Raw genomic sequence first — 19,167 nt, 5'->3', positions numbered from 1 at the left:
ACTGCATCAAGAAGCTGCGGACCAGCAAGTTCGCCCCGACCCGGCGCGAGCCCGTCGAGCGCCTCGCCGAGCTCGCCAGCGGCGACGACCCGCAGGCCGCGGCCGCGGACCGCGAAGCCTGGGGGCTGGTCAGCCAGGTCCTCGAGACCATGGAGCTCGAGCAGCGCGAGGTGCTCTTGCTCCGCGACATCGAGCAGCTCAGCGCCGCCGAGGTCTCGGCCGTGGTCGGCGTCTCCGTCGGCGCGGTCAAGAGCCGCCTGCACCGGGCCCGCAAGACCCTCCGCGATCGGCTCCAGCCCCTCGTCGCCGAGCCCACCCCCGAGTGCCCCGACATCGCCCTCGCCTTCAGCCAGCACGCCGAGGGTGAGCTCGGCGCTCGAGCCTGCGCGATCATGCAGAGCCACGTCGACAGCTGCCCGCGCTGCTCGGCGATCTGCGACGGGCTCAAGGCGGACCTGCGCACCTGCCAGGAGGCCCCGGGTGAGCGCGTCCCCATGGCCCTGCAGGCCCGCATCCGCGAGCAGCTGCGCGAGGTCATCGCGGCCAGGCAGAGCTAGCCCAGGCCAGACCGGCTCGCTACAAGCAGCGCACGCGGATGTCGATGTGGCTCGTGGGCGCGAGGGTGATGGCCGCCTCGTAGCTCGCCGAGCTCGACAGCACCTCCACATCGAAGCGACGCAGCAAGCTCGCCACGATCGCGACCAGCTGCATCATCGCAAAGTTGCGCCCGATGCAGATCCGCTCGCCGGCCCCGAAGGGCATGAAGCTGTGCTTGAGCGCGCCCTTGGGCAGGCCATCGGCGAAGCGCTCGGGCTCGAAGGCGTCGGGCCGCGGCCAGTACTTCGGGTTCCGCTGGATCGCGTAGATCGGGATCATGAACTGGGTGTTCGCGGGGAACTCCAGGCCGTTGGGGAAGCGGACGGGCTCGAGGTTGGTGCGCGCGATGGTCCACACCGCCGCGTCGATGCGCAGCATCTCGTTGACGACCATGGTCGTGTAGTTCAGCGCGCGCAGGTGCTCGCGGCTCAAGGGCGCCCCCTCGGTCACGGCCTCGACCTCCGCGCGGACCTTCGCCATCACCTCGGGGTGGTCGCGGAGCCGGAGCATGCCCCAGGCCAGGGTGTGGGCCGAGGTCTCGTGCCCGCCCAGGAACATCGTGATGATCTCGTCGCGCAGCTGCTGGTCGGGCATCGGCTCGCCCGTGTCCTCGTCGACCGCCGTCATGAACATGGACAGGATGTCGCGCTTGCCCGCGTTGCCCGTCGCCTTGCGCTCGCGGATGAAGCGATCGATGAGCTCCCCCAAGAAGGCGTTCTCGGCGTCAAAGCGCCGCTTCGCCCCGCTCAGGTGCTGGGTGTACTTGAAGAAGGGGTCCTTCCACAGGCGCATGGCGTGGGCCAGGCCCAGCTGCGCCGCCGCCGAGAAGCGCTCGGTGTCGCCCTCGAGGGTCGAGCCGATCAGCACCTTGACGACCACGTTCATGGCCAGCGCGGTCGCCTCGGCTTCCCAGTGCACGACCTCCCCCTCCCGGGCCGCGATGGCGTCCATGCTCGCGTCGACCTCCTCCATCATCAGCGCGAACACATCGTCGAGGTACTCGCGACGAAAGGCCGGGTTGGCCAGGCGGCGCTGCTTTTTCCAGTGCGCGCCTTCGTTGGTCACGAGGCCCCGCCCGGTCATGAGCGCGAGCCCGTCGTACATCGCCGCCTTCTTGAAGCGCGCGCGCTCCTTGACCAGGATCGTGTCGACCATCTCCAGGTCGGCCACGGCCTGGAAGCCCGGGAGCGGGCCCATGTTGATGGTGTAGAGCTCCCCGAAGCGCCGCTGCCAGTCCAAGAGGGTCTCGAGCGTGACCGAGGTCAGCGCGTTCGCGGTCTTGAGGAAGTTCCAACCGGTGGTCTGAATGGTCTGGTTCACGGTAGCCCCCTCGATGATGCACCGCCCGAGCCTGCGCGTGCGACACGCCCTCGCAACATGAGCATGACGCGCACCTGGCTCGGGTATCGGGCGCCGAGGTCAGCAGTCCGAAGAGATCATCGCGAAACTGTAAATTGACACTCGTTCCACCAGCATTCCAATCGTCCCCCTTCGGGCGATTGCGAGCACTTTGACATCCCACACTCGTACACCAACCTCTAGGTGGGCACATTTGCCTAAACTGAAACCTGAAGCTGTTTAGACATACCTTTGCGGTGTCCCATCAAGGCAAAGGTACTTGACTAATTAGTTCCTGACTATGGACCACAATGAACCACTAACTCAGAGCTATGCGATAAATAGCTTGACTCGATTTCAGTACAGCTGTAACTCTCCACCCATGACGTTTGAGGCGGCCCAGTCCTCCACTTTCCAAGTTGGACATAACCACAATGTCCGACATCGTGGGCTGCTGTGCCACATTCAGACTGAAGATTACGGATTTTCGAGGCAGTACGTCTGCACTCAAATCTTCGTCGAAGGGACCGTAGTGTTTTCGCTAAAGTCCGTTTACCCAAAGGGTTTAACTATATCAAATCGAGTCGAAGCAATTCGCCAGCTCATGCAGGCTTCCCACAAGCAAGTAATCCGTGCACTGCGCGCAGGGAACTTCGACACCAAACTCCAACGCAGCGGGCTGCTCCCCGAGCTCGAGCCTCCGCTCGCCGACACCACGCCGGCGCTCCCCAGCCCCTCAGACAACAGCATCGACCTCGGCGTAGCCAGGCGAATTCGACGCCTCAAGGAGGCACTCAACATGGCCAACATCGAACAAACCATCTCCACCATCTTCAACCAAGTCACCGGCACGCTCGGCGTGGCACTGGTTGACCACGAGTCCGGCATGGCGCTGGCCACCCGCGGCTCCGGGATCAACCTCGAGGTCGCGGCGGCCGGGAACATGGAGGTCGTGCGCGCGAAGATGCGCGTCATGGAGGCGCTCGACATCGAGGGGGAGATCGAAGACATCCTCATCACGCTGTCGAGCCAGCTGCACATCATCCGCCCCGTCGGCTCGAACCTGTTCCTCTACCTGGCCATCGATCGCAAGACCGGCAACCTGGCGATGGCGCGCCACCAGCTCGCCAAGGGCGCGAGCGAGCTCAAGGTCTGAGTTCTACTTTGCCCCCACGAGCGCCTCGAGACCGGGGGCGCTTCGTCGCTCCGCTCCTCCGCTTTGGCTTGGTGGGCAATGGGGTTCGTGCCTACGAGAAGGCTGGTGGTCGCCCCCGCAAGCGGGGGCGTGGATTCGTTGACAGTCCCTGAGTTCTACTTTGCCCCCACGAGCGCCTCGAGACCGGGGGCGCTTCGTCGCTCCGCTCCTCCGCTTTGGCTTGGTGGGCAATGGAGTTCGTGCCTACGAGAAGGCTGGTGGTCGCCCCCCGCAAGCGGGGGCGTGGAATCCTTGACAGTCCCTGAGTTCTACTTTGCCCCCACGAGCGCCTCGAGACCGGGGGCGCTTCGTCGCTCCGCTCCTCCGCTTTGGCTTGGTGGGCAATGGAGTTCGTGCCTACGAGAAGGCTGGTGGTCGCCCCCGCAAGCGGGGGCGTGGATTCGTTGACAATCCCTGAGTTCTACTTTGCCCCCACGAGCGCCTCGAGACCGGGGGCGCTTCGTCGCTCCGCTCCTCCGCTTTGGCTTGGTGGGCAATGGGGTTCGTGCCTACGAGAAGGCTGGTGGTCGCCCCCGCAAGCGGGGGCGTGGATTCGTTGACAATCCCTGAGTCGTGGACGTGGGGCAGGGAGGGCGTGGCGTCGTCCACGACGGCAAAACAGCCACCTCGAACCGGGGGCGCTTCGTCGCTCCGCTCCTCCGCTTTGGCTTGGTGGGCAATGGGGTTCGTGCCCTCGAGACGGCATGGGGTCGCCCCCGCACGCGGGGGCGTGGATTCGCCTCGAGCTCGGGCGCGCCTCAGCTGGCCCGGAGTGCCGTGACACGCCGGCTGAGCTGCGCGAGCAGGGTGTAGGCGCAGGGGACGACGTAGAGGGTCAGCACCGTCGAGAGCGCGAGACCCCCGAGGACCACGGCGCCCACGCCCCGGTAGAGCTCCGAGCCCGAGCCCGACGCCACGACCATGGGCACGAGCCCGGCGAGGGAGGTCAGGGCGCTCATGAAGATCGGCCGCACCCGGGCCTCGACGGCCTGGGCTGCGGCCTCGCTGATCCCGAGCTCGGGGTCGGCGCGGCGCCGGGCCTGGGCCCCGTCGACGACCAGGATCGCGTTGTTGACCACGACGCCGATGAGGATCAAAAAGCCCAGCGCGGTCATCAGGTCGAAGGGCTGGTCGCCGCCCGAAAGACCGAGCCAGCGATCGACGGCGAGCAGCCCGAGGACGCCCCCGGCCCCCGCGAGCGGCACGCTGACGAGCACGGCGAAGGGCGCGATGAAGTCCTCGAACAGCGCGGCCAGCAGCAGGTAGGAGATGACCACGGCGAGCAGCAGGACCTGGGCGAAGCGGCCCTGGGCCTGCTCGAGCTTGCCCGCCGTGCCCGAGAGCTGGACGTCGACGCCCGCGGGGATGACCTCGCTGGCCTGCATGGCGTCGACCTGCTCGCGGATCGTCGCCATGGCCGTCTCGAGGGCCACGGTCTCGGGCGGGGTGACCTGCAAGGTGATCGAGCGCGAGCGCTCGATGCGGCGGATCTGCGTGGGCCCGAGGCGCTCTTCGATGGTCGCCAGGGAGCCCAGGGGGACGACCTCGCCCGAGGGCGTGGTCACCGGGGCCGCCGCGAGCTGGGCCGCGCTCAGCCGCGTGCTCGCGTCGGCGCCGGCCTGGCTCCCCGAAGACCGGAGCGTGCCCTGGTCGTCGGGCAAGCGTCCGCGCAAGACCACGTCGACCTTGGGCTCGCCCTCCCGACCCCACTCGCCGATGATCTGCCCGTCGACGAGGGCGTCGACGGTCGCGCCCAGCTCGGATCCGCGGACCCCGAGGCCCGCGACCTCGCCCCGCCTGGGGATCACGTGGAGCTCGGGGGCCCCGAGCTCGAGGGAGGGGATGGGCCGGACCTGGGCGCCGGGGATGGCCTCGCGGATGCTGCCCAGCAAGGCCCCGCCGGCGCCGACGAGGGCGCGCAGGTCCGAGCCGGACAGATCGACCTCGACGGCCCGGCCCCCGCCGAGGCGGTTGGCGAACAGCGAGGCCTGGCTGGCGAAGGCGTAGACCCCTGGGACCTCGGCCTGGCGCTGGCGGTAAAAGGCCGCGAGCTCGCCGGCCCGGGCGTCGTCAACGGCCGCCGCCCCGCAGAACACCCGGTTGGGGTCGCCCACGAAGAAGGATCGGCTGATCGCCGGGACGCCGTCGCGCTCGACCCCCGCGTGCTGGGCGACCCGGGCCTGGAAGGCCTCGCCGATGGCCTCGAGCTCGTCGATGGAGTAGCCCGGCGGCGGCGTGATGATGCCGAACACGAGGTTGCGGTTGCCCGTCGGCAGGTACTCCATGGGCGGGAGCAGCCACGCCCCGAGGGCCGCGGAGCCGACCATGGCGACGAGCAAGGTGGCGAGGGCGCGGGTCCAGCGGGCGCTCAGCCAGCCGACCTGCGCGCCCACGGCCGCGCGCAGGCGCGGACCCAGCGGCGCCCTCCCCTGCGCTCGCGCCTCGTCCTCGGCCGCCTCGCGCACGCTCAGCAGCCGCGCCGCGAGGCTGGGCAGGGCGAGCACCGAGACCAGCAAAGACACGACGACCGCGACGGAGATGGCCGCGGCGACGTCGCGGAGCAGCTCGCCGACCTCGTCCTGCCACAGGATCACCGGGATGAACACGGCGGCGGTCGTCGCCGTGCTGGCCAAGAGCGCGCCCCAGACCTCGCCCACGCCGCGCCACGCCGCCTCGGCCATGGTGTCGACGCGCCCGCGCCAGGTGTCGATGGACTCGAGCACGACGATGGAATTGTCGACGACCATGCCGACGGCGAAGGCGGTGCCGGCGAGGGAGACCACGTTGACCGTGCGCCCGAGCACCGCCATGCCCAGGGCCGTGCCGAACACGCACACGGGGATCGACAGGCCGATGAGCCCCGCCGCCCCGACGCTGCGCAGGAACAGCCACAGCACGACGATGGCCAGGACCCCGCCGACGATCAGGTTCTGTCGGACCAGGGCCAGGGCGCCCTCGATGTAGCCGGTCTGATCGCTGAGCACCTCGATGCTCAGGCCCTCGGGCGCGAGGGTGTCGCGGTCGAGCGCCTCGACCACGGCGCGGATCTCCGAGGACACCTCGAGCACGTTGGTCCCCGCCTCCCGAAACAGCAGCAGGACCATGGCCGGGCGCTCGTTGGTCATGGCCACGCCGAAGGGCTTGCGCAGGCCGACCTCGACCTCGGCGACGTCGCCGAGCAGGATCGGCTGGCCCGCCTCCCCGGCGCCGATGACCACGGCCTCGAGGTCCTCGGCGCGATCGGGGCTCAGCGGCGTGCGGACCAGCAGGCGGCGCTTGCCCACGCTCAGGTCCCCGGCGGACACGTCGGTGAGCTCGGCCCGGACCCGCGCGGCGACCTCGGCCACGGAGATGCGCCGGGCCGCGAGGGCGGCGACGTCGAAGTCGACGTGGACCTCCGTGTCGCGCCCGCCGATGTGGCGGATGCTCGCGACCCCGGGGATGCGCTCGATCTGCGGGAGGATCTCGTCCTCGACCCAGGTCCGGTAGGCGGCCACGGGCTCCCCCTCGGGCGAGCGGATCGCGATGATCGACAGCGGCGGGCCCGTGGAGCTCGACGTGGTCACGACGGGCTGGTCGGCGGCGTCGGGATAGGCGGGCACCTCGGTCAGGGCGTTCGAGACCCGGACCAGCGCGAGCTCGAGCTCCGTGCCGACCTCGAACTCGAGGGTGATCTCGGCCTGGTCCGGGCGCGCCGTCGACTCCATGCGGACCAGGCCGACGACGCTCTTGAGCGCCTCCTCCTGCTCCTCGAGCAGCTCGGCCTCGACCTCCGCCGGGCTCGACCCGGGCCAGCGCGTGTTCACGGTCACCGTGGGCACGGTGATGTCCGGGGTCAGCTGGATGGGCAGCCCGGCGACGGACAACAAGCCCGCGAGGATGAGCAGGACGAGGCCGACGGTGACGGTGACGGGGCGGTGGATGAGCGTCGCCAGCAGGCCGCTCGGGGGCTCGCTCGAAGCGCGAGCTTGGGCGGGCCCCTCGCTCGCGCTCACGGCTGCGCCTCGGCGCTGTCGCCCTCGGCCGTCGACGGCTCGAGCACGCGCACGCTCTGGCCCGGACGCAGGCGCTCGTTGCCCCGGGTCACGACCACGGACCGGGGCTCGAGGCCCGCGCCGCGGACCAGGGCCTGATCGCCCGCCGAGGCCAGCACCTCGATCTGCACGGGCTTGGCCGCGCCGTCGACCACGGTGACCACGCGGATGTCGACGGCGCCGAGGACCAGGGCGTCGCGGGGCACGATGACGCTCGGTGCCTCGGCCTCGACCTCCGCACCCGCCTCCTGCGTCGAGAAGCGGACCGGGAAGGCCACGCCGACCGAGGCCCCGGGCACGAGCCAGGCCTGCTCCTCGCCCGCGCCGGCGAGGGGGCGCAGGCGCACGGTGAAGTTGCGGGTCGTCGGGTCGAGGGAGGGCACCACGCCGACGATCTCGGCCTCGACGGGCTCCGCCCCCGGCAAGCCCTCGGCCGGCCGCAAGCTCGCGCGTCCGCCCACGCGCACGTGACCGGCGAGGCGGGGCAGCGCGTCGACGAGGACCTCGACGGCCTCGGGGTCGACGAGCTCGAGCACGAGCTGGCCCGGGTCGATCCACTGGCCCACGTCGACGTGGCGAGCCGCGACCACCCCGGAGAAGGGGGCGAGCATCTGGTAATCCGACAGCTCGGCCTTGGCGGCGCGGATCCGGGCGGCGAGCGTGCCCTTGCGGGCCTCGAGGGTCTCGGCGCGCACGGCCTCGCGCTCGATGACCTCGCTGGCGAGCACCGCTTCGCCGAGCTCGGCGGCCCGCTCGGCCTCCCGGCGCGCCTGCGCGAGCTCGCGCTCGCTCTCTCGACGGCTCGAGATCGCCGCGGACAGCTGAGCCCGCGCGCGGTCCTCGTCGATCTCCGCGAGCACGGCCCCGAGCTCGACGCGATCGCCCTCGCGGACCTCGAGGAAGGTGAGCTCGCCGCCCGCTCCAAACGCGAGCGAGGCGGCCCGCAGCGAGCGGACGCTGCCGAGCAAGGTCCACTGCTCTTCGATGCTGCCGAGCTCGGCGACGGCGACCTCGACGGGCGCTGGGCGCTCGCCCGCGCCGGCTTTGGCCTGCTGAGCGCCCTGCGACGAAGGGCACCCCGTCACCCCTGCACCGAGGCACGCGAGCAAGGCCCACGCGCGCGCGCGTCGGTGTCGAAGCTGGAGCGAGGGCGCCAAGGTGAGGCAGTTGTGCCGGGGTCGGCCTCCCCTGGCAAGCGCTCGCGCGCTCCCCGAGCGCCGAACCTCCCCAGAGGAGGAGCCCAACCTGTTCTCGCCGAGGCTCGCGAACCCTTTCTCGAGGCCGCGGCTCTCACCTCCCGAGACCGGCGCCCCCCCAACGACGCCGGCCCCGACTCCCCTTCAAGGAGGTCTCCATGCTCCTCGCACAGCTCACACTCGCGGGCGTCGCAGCGCCCATCGCAGGCGGCGCGCTCATCGGCCTGGCCGCGTCGCTCATGCTCCTCACGGACGGCCGCATCGCCGGCATCAGCGGCATCGTCGGCGGCAGCCTCGAGCCTCGCCCCGAGCGCTGGCGCCTGGCCTTCCTCGCCGGCATCGCCCTCGGCGGGCTCATCCTCAGCCTCGCCTTCCCCGCGGCCATCGCGGCCCCCGTCGGTCGCCCCCTCGCCCTCGTCGGCCTCGCCGGCCTCGTCGTCGGCTACGGCACGCGCATGGGCAACGGCTGCACCAGCGGCCACGGCGTGTGCGGGCTGAGCCGTCGCTCCCGCCGCTCGTTCGCCGCGACCTTGGCCTTCATGGCCGCCGGCGCGGTCTCGGCCACGCTCTTGTCGATGATCGGGGTGGGCTCGTGAGCGCCGACCAAAAGCGCACGCTCATCGCCGGCGCGGCCGGCTTGCTGTTCGCCCTCGGCCTCGGCCTGGCCGGGATGACCGACGCCAACGTGGTGCTCGCCTTCCTCGACCTCGGGGGCCTCGCCGACGGCACCTGGGACCCGAGCCTGGCCTTCGTCATGGTCGGCGCGATCGCGGTCTACGCCTCGGCCCACGCCCTCTACCAGCGGCGCATGCAGGCCCAGCCGGCGCTCGGCGGCCCCTGCCGCGTGCCCACCAACAAGACCATCGACCGACCCCTGATCCTCGGCGCCGTGCTCTTTGGCCTCGGCTGGGGCGCGGGCGGCTACTGCCCCGGGCCCGGGCTCGTGTCCGTGGTCAGCGGCGCCCCGGCGGCGATCGTGTTCGTCATCGGCCTGCTCGCCGGCATGTTCCTCTACGCGCGCAAGCCCTCGGCCAGGAGCTGAGCGGGCAAGCTGGCCTCAGCCCACAGCTGGCGCGAGACCTCGGCGATGCTCCGCCGGGCCGTCGCCACGAAGGACGAGTAGTCCGGCACGCCCCCGGCCCCGCCGATGTAGAAGTCGACGTAGGTCAGGGGCCGACCGCTGCCGTGGACCCAGCCCGCCCACGCGGCCCACTCGGCCAGGGTCTGGCCCCAGCCTCGCTGCGACCAGGCCCCGCCAAACTCCCACAGGGTCGGGTCGGCAAAGCCGGGCGCCCCGGCGAACACGGCGACGTCGTTGGTGAACGCGGTGCCCTCGATGAGCAGCATCGTCGCCGACAGGAAGGGGAACAGCTTGTCGTGCTCGTGGGCCTCGAAGTTCGAGGACGCCCAGTAGTCGGGCTCGTCCTCGTCGGAGCGCGCGAAGCCGAGGGGCCCGAGGTAGCCCGCCGCGTTCCCGGGCACGCTCGTCGGGCCGAGGGGCAGCCCCGCGCTCCGGGCGAGGGTCCGCGCGAGCTGCTCGAGGTACTCGCTCAGCCGCATGCCGTCGGCGTCGTCGCGCAGCGTGCCCTCGGGCGGGAAGTTGCCGCCGCTGAACGGCCCGAACAAGAACAGCCCGAAGCGCTCCATGTTCGCGCGCAGGATCATCGCCGGCTCCTCGATGGACGCCTCGCCCCGCTCGACCCGGCGGACCGCGCCCACGAAGGGCACGGCCTCGTCGAGGGCCTCGAGCCGACGCGTCTCCTCCAAGGGGCGCGCCGAGCTCAGGGGTGGGACAGCGCCATGCCGACGGTGTTGCTGTACTGGTTGGCCCAGGCCACGTCCAGCGCGCCGTCGAGGTTGAGGTCGGCGAGCTGGACCGAGACCGGCTGCAGGCCCGTGGCCCACCAGCGCGTCAGCTCGAACTCGCCGCCTTCGATCTGCAGCCACATCTGGACCTCGTCGCCGTCCATGCAGCCGACGACGATGTCGTTGGCGCCGTCGTTGTTCATGTCGCCGACGGCGACGGACTGCGGCCCGGCGCACACGTCGATCTCCGTGCGCTCGGAGAAGCCGCCCTGGCCGTTGCCGAGCAGGATCGAGACCACGTTGCTGCCGTAGTCGGCGGTGACCAGGTCGAGGTCGCCGTCCATGTTGAGGTCGCCGGGGACCACCCACCAGGGGTTGCCAGACAGCGGGTGGTCGACCCACTCGGGGAAGCTCCCGTCGCCGAAGCCGTGGTAGATGCGGACGTAGTCGTCGTCGCCGAAGCTGTCCATGACCGCGACGAGCATGTCGAGGCGGCCGTCGTGGTCCATGTCGACGAGCTCGGCGTGCATGGCCGCGCCGCCGACATCCAGGGTGGTCATCCACTCGGCGCCGCCGGGGCCGTTTTGGATCAGCGCGACGCCGCTGGGCGTGGTCACCACCAGGTCGTCGACGCCGTCGTTGTCGATGTCGCCCGCGGAGATCGAGCTGGCCACGGCCCCGACGGAAGTCTGGGACGCCTGGCCGAAGTCCATGCCGCCCTCGTTGAAGGACAAGAAGGCCGCGTTGGCCTCGTTGTTGGCCGTGGCGATGTCGAGGTCGCCGTCGCCGTCGAAGTCGCCGGCCGCGAGCCCGACGGGGAGCTCGGCCCCGGCGTCGTAGGCCTGGGTCGGCGCGAAGTCGCCGTTGCCGTAGCCGCGCAGGACGTTGTTGACGTGGGCGCTGCCCGGGGGCAGGAGCCAGTTGGAGTTGGGCACGGCCAGGTCCGGCCGGCCGTCGTCGTCGAAGTCCGCGACCGAGAGCGAGCAGGGGTCGATGCCCGAGTCGAGGTCCGGGGCCTGGACCTGGCAGTACTCGCCGGGCTGGGGGATGCCGTCCCAGCAGCTCTCGCTGATCTCCCCGCCGCTGCCCGGGTTCTCGCCCTCGAGGCCCTCGCCCTCCTCCTCGGCTCCGATGTCGCCGAAGCCCTCGAAGTCGCTGTCCGCGAGGCGGTTGCAGGCGCCGACGCTCAGCGCCAGGCCCAGCAGGGGAAGAAGCATCAGGGCGGGGGTCGACGGCGTTGCGACGCGGGGCATGGGCGGACTCCAGACCGGGTGTCTCCAGACATGATCGCATCGATCAATGCGGCATCACGCGAAAAATCCCGCGGAGCACGCGAAAGATGGAGCCAGGCCTGCAAACCAAGGCCTCGCCGGGGTCTCCTTCCACCGGCGCTTTCAACGCACGCGACCTCGATTCACAAAAACCAACGCGCCCTCACCAAGTCGGAGGAGATCCCCGCCGCTTGGCCATCGCCGCCCTGCGTGGAAGCATCCCCTTCCCCGCCGTGCACCGCTTCATCCGCATTCCCCTGTCCGGCATCGCCTTCCTGTTCTTCTACGGAGGCCTGCAAGTCATCGCCTGGATCCTCCTCCCGCTCGAGCGTCGGCGACTCCGCGAGCTGCCCGCCGACGAGGCCCAGGCCCAGCTCGACGACTTCTTCGTCCGGGCCTACCGCGTGTCCGTCGACGTCATGGCCACCCTCGGCCTGATGCGCTACGAGCTGCCCTCGCCCGAGGCCATCGCCGCGTTGCCCCCCGGGCCCAAGGTCGTCGTCGCCAATCACCCCTCGCTCATCGACGTGCTGTTCATCAAGGCCTGCATGCCGGGCGTGGTCGTGCTGGTGAAGTCGGCGCTGTACCGCTCGGGCGCGATGCGCCGGGTGTTCGAGGCGAGCGGCGACTTCAAGGGTCCCGAGGCCGAAGAGCAGCGCTTTGGGGTGACCGCGGTCCTCGACATCTTCGTCGACCGTCTCCGCAGCGGGCGCTCGGTCCTGGTGTTCCCCGAGGGTACGCGCTCGCCGGCCTGGCGACTGCGCCGCTTCCGTCGCGGCGCGGCCGAGGCGGCGGTACGCGCCGGGGTCCCCATCGTTCCGATGTTCATCCTGTCCGACCCGCCCGTGCTCAAAAAGGGCGACAAGTGGTACGACATGCCCGAACGCGTTCCACTGTTCCGGGTCGAGCTGCTCGACGTCATCGAGACGGCGGGGCGAGATTCGCGAAGCATCACCGCCGAGATCCGCGACCTGCTCGCGGAGCGCCTGGAGGCTGCGCGCGAACACGCGCGAGCGCGCCACCGGCGAGAGCAGGGCCAGGACGAGGCGGAGCCCGAGCCCAGCTCCGAGTGACGGTGCAAACTCTCGCGGCCGCGCGGGTCCGGCCCTCCGTGCCCGTATAGTTGGGCCGATGCGCAGGCCCACGCCCGCCCACCTCGTCCCCGCTTCCCTCGTCGCGCTCGCGCTCGCGTGCAGCCCTGATCCCGGCCCGGGCCAGCCCGTCGGCCCCGCCGAGCCCGACGATCGCTCCGCGCCGAACCCCGACGCGGCCGAGCGCGACACCTGCCTGATTCCCGCGTGCCAAGACGGGGATCCGACCCAGCCGGGGCTCACCCCGCGCCAGCCCTACGCCAAGGTCCCCGTCCAGCTCCCCGCCGAGCGCGACGCCGAGGGCACGCCGCTGACCTGGCAGATGACCGTCAAATTCGTCGACGCCGCGCGGGTGCGCGTGGACGGGGAGAGCACGCTGCGCTCCGAGGAGGGCCACGACGTGGCCGCGGCCCAGGCCGTCGTCGAGCACTACGACCTGCGCCTGCGCCCCGCCGTCGACCTCGACCCTGCGACCCTCGCCGACGTCGAGGCCCGCGCCCGCGCGAAGTCGGGCCGGACCCAGCCCGACTTCGCGGCCCTGCTCATCGTCGAGCTCGACCAGGCCCAGGGGCCCGAGTGGGCGGTGATCGGCGAGCGCCTCCAGGCCCTCGAGATCGTCGAGTTCGTGTCCGTCGAGGCTACCCACACCCCGCCGCCCGCGGACATCGACCCGACCACGCCAGACCTCGAGGAGTTCCAGGGCTACCTCGGCCCCGACCCTGGCGTAGACGTGGACGCGGCCTGGGCCATCGGCCTGCGCGGCGAGGGGATCCGCCTCGGCGACATCGAGTACGGCTGGAACACGGCCCACGAGGATCTCGTCGACCAGGGCGTCGTCCCCGAGCCCGGGCAAACGCCGACCCCCGACGACAACTCCCTCGACCACGGCACCGCCGTCGTCGGCATCACCTCCGCCGGCAACAACGGCTACGGCATCACCGGCGGCGTGTCCGAGGCGCAGCTGCACACCTTCCCCGAGCTCAGCGTCGAGGGCGGCTCGCGCCGCGTCGCCGCCATCTTGTCCGCGGTGTCCGTGTTCGAGCCCGGCGACGTGCTGATGTACGAGATGCAGATCGGCGGCCCCAACGGGCCCGAGGCCTACATCCCCGCCGAGTACGCCCCCGCCGTGCACATGGCCACGCGCACGGCCACGGACGCCGGCGTCCTCGTGGTCGCGGCCGCGGGCAACGGCAACCAAAACCTCGACGCCCCCGAGTACGCGGAGTACATGGCGCGCGAAGACAGCGGCGCGCTGATCGTCGGCGCGGGCTCGTCCACGGTCCAGCACACCAAGATGGGCTTTTCGACCTACGGCTCCCGGGTCGACATCCAGGGCTGGGGCACGAACGTGTTCACCCTCGGCGGCGGGACCTTCGAGGCCTACGGCGACGACTACAACCAGGCCTACAACGGGGGCTTCAACGGCACGAGCTCCGCGGTCCCGGTGGTCAGCAACGCCGTCGTCGTGATCAGCCAGTACGCCCAGCAGCAGGGCGTCGCGCTCAACGGCTTCGGCATGCGCAACCTGCTGGTCAAGACCGCGATCCCCACGGGCGCCGACGACTTCATCGGCCCCTTCCCCAACATCGCCAACGGCCTCCAGGCCCTCGAGGTCGAGGACGTCGGCCCGCCGACGGTGACCATCACCGCGCCCGGGCCCGGGATCGACGTGTGGATCCCCGAGGCCCCGTTCGAGACCGACATCGAGATCGAGGCCCTCGACGAGACCTTCGTCGCCAGCGTGGGCATCGAGATCGCCGGGGATCTCCAGCCGTGGACGGGCCTCGAGCCGCCCTACGTCATCGAAGGGGTGACCTTTCCAGAAGGAGACTGGACCCTGCGCGCCCGCGCCGAGGACGTGTGGGGCAACGTCGGGGAGTCCGAGCTGGTCACCCTCCACGTCGGGCAGGAAGAGCCCGAGGACAGCGGCGCGGACGAGGGCGACGCTGGAGACAGCGCCGACGAGATCGGCGACGCCACGGGCGACGCCGGGCAGTCGGAGGGCGACGACGGCAAGGGCTGCTCGGTGAGCGCTCCGAGCTCGCCGCGGGAGCTCGCCTCCCTCGCTTTGTTGCTGTGCGTGGGCGCGGCCGCGTCCCGGCGTCGCGCCGGGCGCTCGGCTTGACCGCCGACTGTCTCGCCAGAGCGTGCGCCGGCCCATGGTGAAGGCCGGCTCGGGGTGCCATCGTTCGAGGCCTACCCGCGGGCATCTCCCTGCCCGCTCCCAGCCATGCTCTCGACCACGCCTGCCCGCGCCCCTCACCTCGCCATCGCCGTCGCCCTCGCCCCGCTCCTCGCCCTGGCCTGCAACACGGGCGACGAAGACGAGGGCAACGGCGACGAGGCCGCGGACGCCCACACCGAGCCCGAGCTCTCCATCGAGGTCGAGGTCTACCCGAACTCGCCGCTGGTCATCGATCTGGTCATCCCCCACTACGAGGGCAATCAGCTCGGGACCATCCACGTCGTCCACCCCGACGACCCCGGCATCAGCCACGAGCTCGTGCCCAGCACCGGCGACGAGCTCCGCCGCGTCCGCGTCCGCGGCCTCGCCCCCGACACGGCCCACGGCCTCGAGCTGCACGTCGTCGCCGACGGCCACGACCTCGTCGAGCCCGTCACCGTGATGACCGAGCCCGCCCTGCCCGGCTTCATCCCGGCCTTCGAGGTCGAGCCCGTCGACCCCGACGACAGCGAGACCGTCCAGGTCATCTTCGACCTCGCCGGGCTGTTCACCGTCGAGCCCCAGAACCTGTTCGCCGTCGACCGCGAGGGCGTGACCCGCTGGCACTACTCGCAGCTGCCCGAGAGCGCCAACATCGACGAGCTGTGGACGGGGCTGACCCTGCGCCCGGACGGGACCGTGCTCAGCCTGCGCGGCAACGTCGCGCGGATCGTCGACGAGCTCGGCCAAGAGCGCATGCACGTCAGCGCCGCCGACCTCGACGTCCCCGGCCTGCACCACGACATCATCGAGCTCCCCAACGGCAACTTTTTAGCCATCGGCGTGGAGTTCCAGGACATCGACTACGGCGGCGACGAGGGCGTGCTCCCGGTCGCCGGCGACACCATCGTCGAGTTCACCCCCGAGGGCGAGCGCGTGTGGCTGTGGGACAGCTTCGACCACCTCGACGTCCACCGCCGGCTGCCCGACTTTTGGGGCATGTTCATGATCACCAACCCCGAGACCGGCGTGGCCTCCCACGACTGGACCCACGCCAACGGGCTGATCTACGACGAGGCCCGCGACGAGGTCCTGCTCAGCCTGCGCCACCAAGACTGGCTCGTCGCCGTCGATCGGGGCAGCGGCGAGATCACCTGGCGCATGGGCACGGACGGCGACTTCGCGCTGAGCGAGGGGACGTGGTTTTGGCACCAACACTCGCCCCAGTGGCTCGCCGACGGCAGCCTCATCCTCTACGACAACGACATCGGCGATCCCCTCGACGCGCCCATCGACGTGCGCTCGCGGGTCGTCCGCTACGCCGTCGACCGGGACGCGATGACGGCGGCGCAAGTGTGGGTCGACGACGGCGGCGAGTACTCGTCGATCATCGCCAGCAGCGTCGCGCTGATGCCGGGTGGCCACTACCTGGTGCTCGACTCCCTGCTCGCCTCCGACGCGGCCGATCCCTTCACCGACGCCCACGCCCGGATCCGCGAGCTCGCCCCCGAGGCCTCCCCCCAGGCCGTGTGGTCCCTGCACACGCCGAACAACTCGTTCAGCTACCGGGCGATCCCGACGGCGCGGTGGATGGGCCAAAGCAGCGAGTGAAGCCGGCGAGTGAAGCCGGCGAGTGAAGCCGGCGAGTGAAGCCGGCGAGTGAGCTAAGCTGCGGCCCGTGCCGACCCCTCGCGCTGGCTCCGTGTTCTCGATCCTGGCAGGCCTGAGCGCCCTCGGCTGCGCCAACGGCCCGGGCCTCCAGAGCCAGGGCCCGCCGCAGGACCCCGTCGTCTACGTGCTGCCCGGCCCGGGCGAGGCCAACCCCGGCGGCATCGTGACCCTCGATCCGCGAGCGCCTCGGGTCGAGGCCATGGCCGTCGCCGGGGGCAAGATCGTCGCCACCGGCAGCGCCGCGGACATCCAGGGCAACTACTTCGGCGCGCCGGTCATCCGCCTGCCCGGCGCCGTGGTCTTGCCCGGCATCATCGACTCCCACACGCACGCGCGCCAGCTGGGCATGGACGCCCTGCGCGTGGACGTGAGCGAGTGCGAGACCGTCGCGTGCATGGTCGAGCGCCTCGTCGCCGAGCCGGCCCCCACCGGTGATCGATGGCTCGTCGGCCAGGGCTGGGACGAGGGCGCGTGGGCAAACGGGGGCTACCCCGACCGGGCCGAGCTCGACGCCGCCTTCCCCGAGACCCCGGTGGTCCTCTACTCCCGCCACGGCTTCGCTACCCTGGCCAACGGCGCCGCCCTCGAGCGCGCGGCGATCGGCGCCCGCACGCCGAACCCCGCGGGCGGGACCATCCTCCGCGATCCCGAGGGCCGCGCCACCGGGGTGCTGCTCGCGGGCGCCCAGGCCCTGGTCCGCGATCGCGTGCCGCCCCCCGACCTCGCCCAGCGCGAGGCCGCGATCACGGCCGCGCTGTGGCGCCTGGCGGCCGCCGGGGTGACCACGATCCACGAGGCCGGCGTGGGCCAGGAGGACCTGCGCGCCTTCGTGAGCCTGGCCGAGCGCGACTTCGACACCCTCCAGGGCCTCAGCGGCGACCTGATCACCGACCCCGCCACCCTGTCCATCCAGCTCGACCCCAGCGCCCCCGGCGACATCGACTGGGGCCTGCCGATCCGCGTCTACACCCTGCTCGACGGCAACGACCCCCAGCTCGTCGCCGAGGCCCTCGAGCGCGGGCCCATCGTCGACCCCCGCGATCGCCTCGTCGCCCGGGGCTTCAAGGTGTTCTACGACGGCTCCCTGGGCTCGCGCACCGCCCTGCTCGCCCAGCCCTACGCCGACGACCCCCACAACCAGGCCCACCCGGCCGAGCGCATCTCGCCGCGGGCCATCGAGGACCTGGCCGAGGGCGCCCTCGAGCGCGGCTTTCAGCTGGCCGTGCACAGCATCGGCGACGCGGCCAACGCCACGGTCCTCGACATCTACCAGCGCGTGCTCGAGCGCCACGGCGGGGCCTCGGCCCACGACCACCGCTGGCGCCTCGAGCACGCCCAGGTCATGCACGAGCGCGACTTCCAGCGGACCGCGCGGCTCGGGGTCATCGCCAGCATGCAGCCCAGCCACGCCGTGGGCGACAGCGCCTGGGCCGAACAGCGCCTCGGGCCGACCCGCGTGCGCCGAGCCTACGCGTGGCGACGCTTCCTCGACGCCGACGCCCACCTGATCTTCAGCTCCGACCTCCCCGGCGAGCCCTGGACCCCCGTCGAGACCCTCTACTTCGCCGTCAACCGCACCCGCTTGCCCACCGACCCCGGCTACGACCCGGGCGCCCTGCCCTTTTACGGCGACCAGGCCGTGAGCCTCGACGAGGCCCTCACCGCCATGACCCTCGAGGGCGCGTTCGCGGGCTTCGCCGAGGGCCGCCTCGGCGCCCTGGTGCCCGGGGCGTGGGCCGACTTCATCGTCCTCGACGCCGACCCCTGGGTGCTGCGGCCCAAGCAGCTCGCCGATCTCGAGGTGCTCGGGACCTACGTCGCCGGCGTGGAGCTGCGCATCCCGCCAAAGGCGCGGCTCGACGGCCCCGCGGAGGACACGGCGGCCCCCAGCCAGTAGACTCCGCGTCTGTGAGCGCCGGACAACCCCCTCCCACGCGCGCGGGCTGGATGCTCTGCCTCGACGCCTCCGCGCCCCAGACCTGCGTCGCCCTCGGCCGGGTGCACGCCGAGGGGGCCGAGCTCGTCGTCCGCGACACCGAGGCCGACGGCGCCAACCAGACCTCCGAGCGCCTGCACCTGCGCCTGCGCGCGGCCCTCGACGCCGCTGGCATCGCCCCCCGCGACCTGGCCACCGTCGCCTGCGGCCGCGGACCGGGGACCTTCACCGGCACCCGCGTGGCCGTGGCCACGGCCAAGGGCCTCGCGCTGAGCCTGGGGATCCCGGTCGTCCCGGTCTCGACCCTCGCCGCCCTCGCGGCCTCGAGTCCGCAGCTCGATCCGGGGCAGCCCGGCCACGTCCTCGCCCTCCTCGACGCCCGGCGCAGGCAGGTCTACGGGGCGCTGTTCTCCCTCGGCGGCCCAACGCCTGAAGCCGTGGCCATCACGGCCCGCAGCCCCGAGCGCGTCATCGAGCTCGCCACGCTCATCGAAGAGCTCGACGAGACCCTGGCGGCGCTGCGCGAGGCTGGCGAGACCCCCTGGGTCCACGGCCCCGGCTGTGGTCCTTACGCCGAGCAGCTCCCCGAGGACCTGGCCCAGCGGGCCCTGCTCGCCCCCGGGCCGACCGCCGAGGGTCTGTGGCGGGCCAGCCTCGCCGCCCTCGGCCCGGCGCGCGCGGGCGCCGTCGATCCAGGGGCCTTCGGCGTGACCTACCTGCGCCAGAGCTACGCCGAGATGGGCATCAACAAGCCCAAGCGCAAGCCCTACCGCAGCCCCTTCGTCGACGGCTAGTCGACGCCTCGCGCTTCCCCTCTGACTCGGAGCCCGAACGTTGACCGGCCCGGGAGACCACCTTCGAGACCACC

Annotated in this window: 14 protein-coding genes; 9 read left to right on the top strand and 5 right to left on the bottom strand. The window is 71.6% G+C overall.

Translation table 11 applies throughout. The features are described 5' to 3' along the window. Positions 1–557: sigma factor-like helix-turn-helix DNA-binding protein (locus PPSIR1_RS28025; RefSeq protein ID WP_006974578.1), on the top strand; the 557-nt coding region annotated here is incomplete at its 5' end. A gap of 19 nt (positions 558–576) precedes the next feature. On the opposite strand, the gene PPSIR1_RS28020 is transcribed toward PPSIR1_RS28025, so the two are convergent. Beyond that, positions 577–1,917 carry a cytochrome P450 gene (locus tag PPSIR1_RS28020; RefSeq protein ID WP_006974577.1) on the bottom strand — a complete coding sequence of 447 codons (1,341 nt, stop codon included), beginning with the start codon at positions 1,915–1,917 and terminating at the stop codon, positions 577–579. Between the two features lie 817 nt (positions 1,918–2,734). On the opposite strand from PPSIR1_RS28020, the gene PPSIR1_RS51320 reads away from it, so the two are divergent. Then, positions 2,735–3,091: a hypothetical protein gene (locus PPSIR1_RS51320; protein ID WP_006974576.1), complete on the top strand. Its 357-nt coding sequence runs from the start codon at positions 2,735–2,737 to the stop codon at positions 3,089–3,091. A 797-nt stretch (positions 3,092–3,888) separates the two neighbouring features. Here the strand turns inward: PPSIR1_RS51320 and PPSIR1_RS28010 are convergent. After that, entirely contained in the window at positions 3,889–7,125 is a 3,237-nt protein-coding gene (locus PPSIR1_RS28010) for an efflux RND transporter permease subunit (RefSeq protein ID WP_006974575.1), read from the bottom strand. After that, positions 7,122–8,249 carry an efflux RND transporter periplasmic adaptor subunit gene (locus PPSIR1_RS28005; protein WP_006974574.1) on the bottom strand — a complete coding sequence of 376 codons (1,128 nt, stop codon included), beginning with the start codon at positions 8,247–8,249 and terminating at the stop codon, positions 7,122–7,124. Before PPSIR1_RS28005 ends, PPSIR1_RS28010 begins: the two co-directional genes overlap by 4 nt. A gap of 269 nt (positions 8,250–8,518) precedes the next feature. Between PPSIR1_RS28005 and PPSIR1_RS28000 the strand changes: the two genes are divergently transcribed. Then, a complete protein-coding gene (locus PPSIR1_RS28000) occupies positions 8,519–8,956 on the top strand; it encodes a YeeE/YedE family protein (protein ID WP_006974573.1) in 438 nt (145 codons plus the stop codon). Then, positions 8,953–9,402, top strand: a complete 450-nt coding sequence (locus PPSIR1_RS27995; RefSeq protein ID WP_006974572.1) for a DUF6691 family protein — start codon at positions 8,953–8,955, stop codon at positions 9,400–9,402. The genes PPSIR1_RS28000 and PPSIR1_RS27995 overlap by 4 nt, the downstream gene beginning before the upstream one ends. Here the strand turns inward: PPSIR1_RS27995 and PPSIR1_RS44020 are convergent. Both PPSIR1_RS44020 and PPSIR1_RS27990 read right to left on the bottom strand, forming a co-directional pair. Next, positions 9,372–10,127: a hypothetical protein gene (locus tag PPSIR1_RS44020; RefSeq protein WP_006974571.1), complete on the bottom strand. Its 756-nt coding sequence runs from the start codon at positions 10,125–10,127 to the stop codon at positions 9,372–9,374. The two genes, PPSIR1_RS27995 and PPSIR1_RS44020, sit on opposite strands and share 31 nt — an antisense overlap. A 14-nt stretch (positions 10,128–10,141) precedes the next feature. After that, positions 10,142–11,419, bottom strand: a complete 1,278-nt coding sequence (locus PPSIR1_RS27990; protein WP_006974570.1) for an FG-GAP repeat domain-containing protein — start codon at positions 11,417–11,419, stop codon at positions 10,142–10,144. Between the two features lie 209 nt (positions 11,420–11,628). Here PPSIR1_RS27990 and PPSIR1_RS27985 point away from each other — a divergent pair, with 209 nt between their 5' ends. The 5 genes from PPSIR1_RS27985 to tsaB all read left to right on the top strand — a co-directional run bounded on the left by PPSIR1_RS27985 (position 11,629) and on the right by tsaB (position 19,093). After that, complete coding sequence (locus PPSIR1_RS27985) at positions 11,629–12,510, top strand: lysophospholipid acyltransferase family protein (RefSeq protein ID WP_006974569.1); 882 nt, start codon at positions 11,629–11,631, stop codon at positions 12,508–12,510. A 58-nt stretch (positions 12,511–12,568) separates the two neighbouring features. Further along, positions 12,569–14,653: a S8 family peptidase gene (locus tag PPSIR1_RS44015; RefSeq protein WP_006974568.1), complete on the top strand. Its 2,085-nt coding sequence runs from the start codon at positions 12,569–12,571 to the stop codon at positions 14,651–14,653. Positions 14,654–14,758: 105 nt separating this feature from the next. Further along, on the top strand, positions 14,759–16,303 hold the full coding sequence (locus PPSIR1_RS27975) for an aryl-sulfate sulfotransferase (RefSeq protein WP_006974567.1): 1,545 nt from the start codon (positions 14,759–14,761) through the stop codon (positions 16,301–16,303). 67 nt (positions 16,304–16,370) lie between these two features. Then, a complete protein-coding gene (locus PPSIR1_RS27970) occupies positions 16,371–18,260 on the top strand; it encodes an amidohydrolase (protein WP_157596055.1) in 1,890 nt (629 codons plus the stop codon). Positions 18,261–18,271: 11 nt separating this feature from the next. Continuing rightward, positions 18,272–19,093, top strand: coding sequence for a tRNA (adenosine(37)-N6)-threonylcarbamoyltransferase complex dimerization subunit type 1 TsaB (tsaB, locus tag PPSIR1_RS44010; protein WP_157596054.1), 822 nt, complete (start codon positions 18,272–18,274; stop codon positions 19,091–19,093). Positions 19,094–19,167: the final 74 nt, after the last annotated feature.

The organism is Plesiocystis pacifica SIR-1 (assembly GCF_000170895.1).
Lineage (GTDB): Bacteria > Myxococcota_A > Polyangia > Nannocystales > Nannocystaceae > Plesiocystis > Plesiocystis pacifica.
Note: the sequence above shows the minus strand (reverse complement) of the source record. Positions and strands in the feature narration are given on the sequence as shown.

What these genes read in the sequence shown, in the direction of transcription:
- PPSIR1_RS51320 (WP_006974576.1), top strand. Translation starts at nt 2,735, where the DNA reads ATGGCCAACATCGAACAAACCATCTCCACCATCTTCAACCAAGTCACC.
- PPSIR1_RS28000 (WP_006974573.1), top strand. Translation starts at nt 8,519, where the DNA reads ATGCTCCTCGCACAGCTCACACTCGCGGGCGTCGCAGCGCCCATCGCA.
- PPSIR1_RS27990 (WP_006974570.1), bottom strand. Translation starts at nt 11,419, where the DNA reads ATGCCCCGCGTCGCAACGCCGTCGACCCCCGCCCTGATGCTTCTTCCC.
- PPSIR1_RS44015 (WP_006974568.1), top strand. Translation starts at nt 12,569, where the DNA reads ATGCGCAGGCCCACGCCCGCCCACCTCGTCCCCGCTTCCCTCGTCGCG.
- PPSIR1_RS27975 (WP_006974567.1), top strand. Translation starts at nt 14,759, where the DNA reads ATGCTCTCGACCACGCCTGCCCGCGCCCCTCACCTCGCCATCGCCGTC.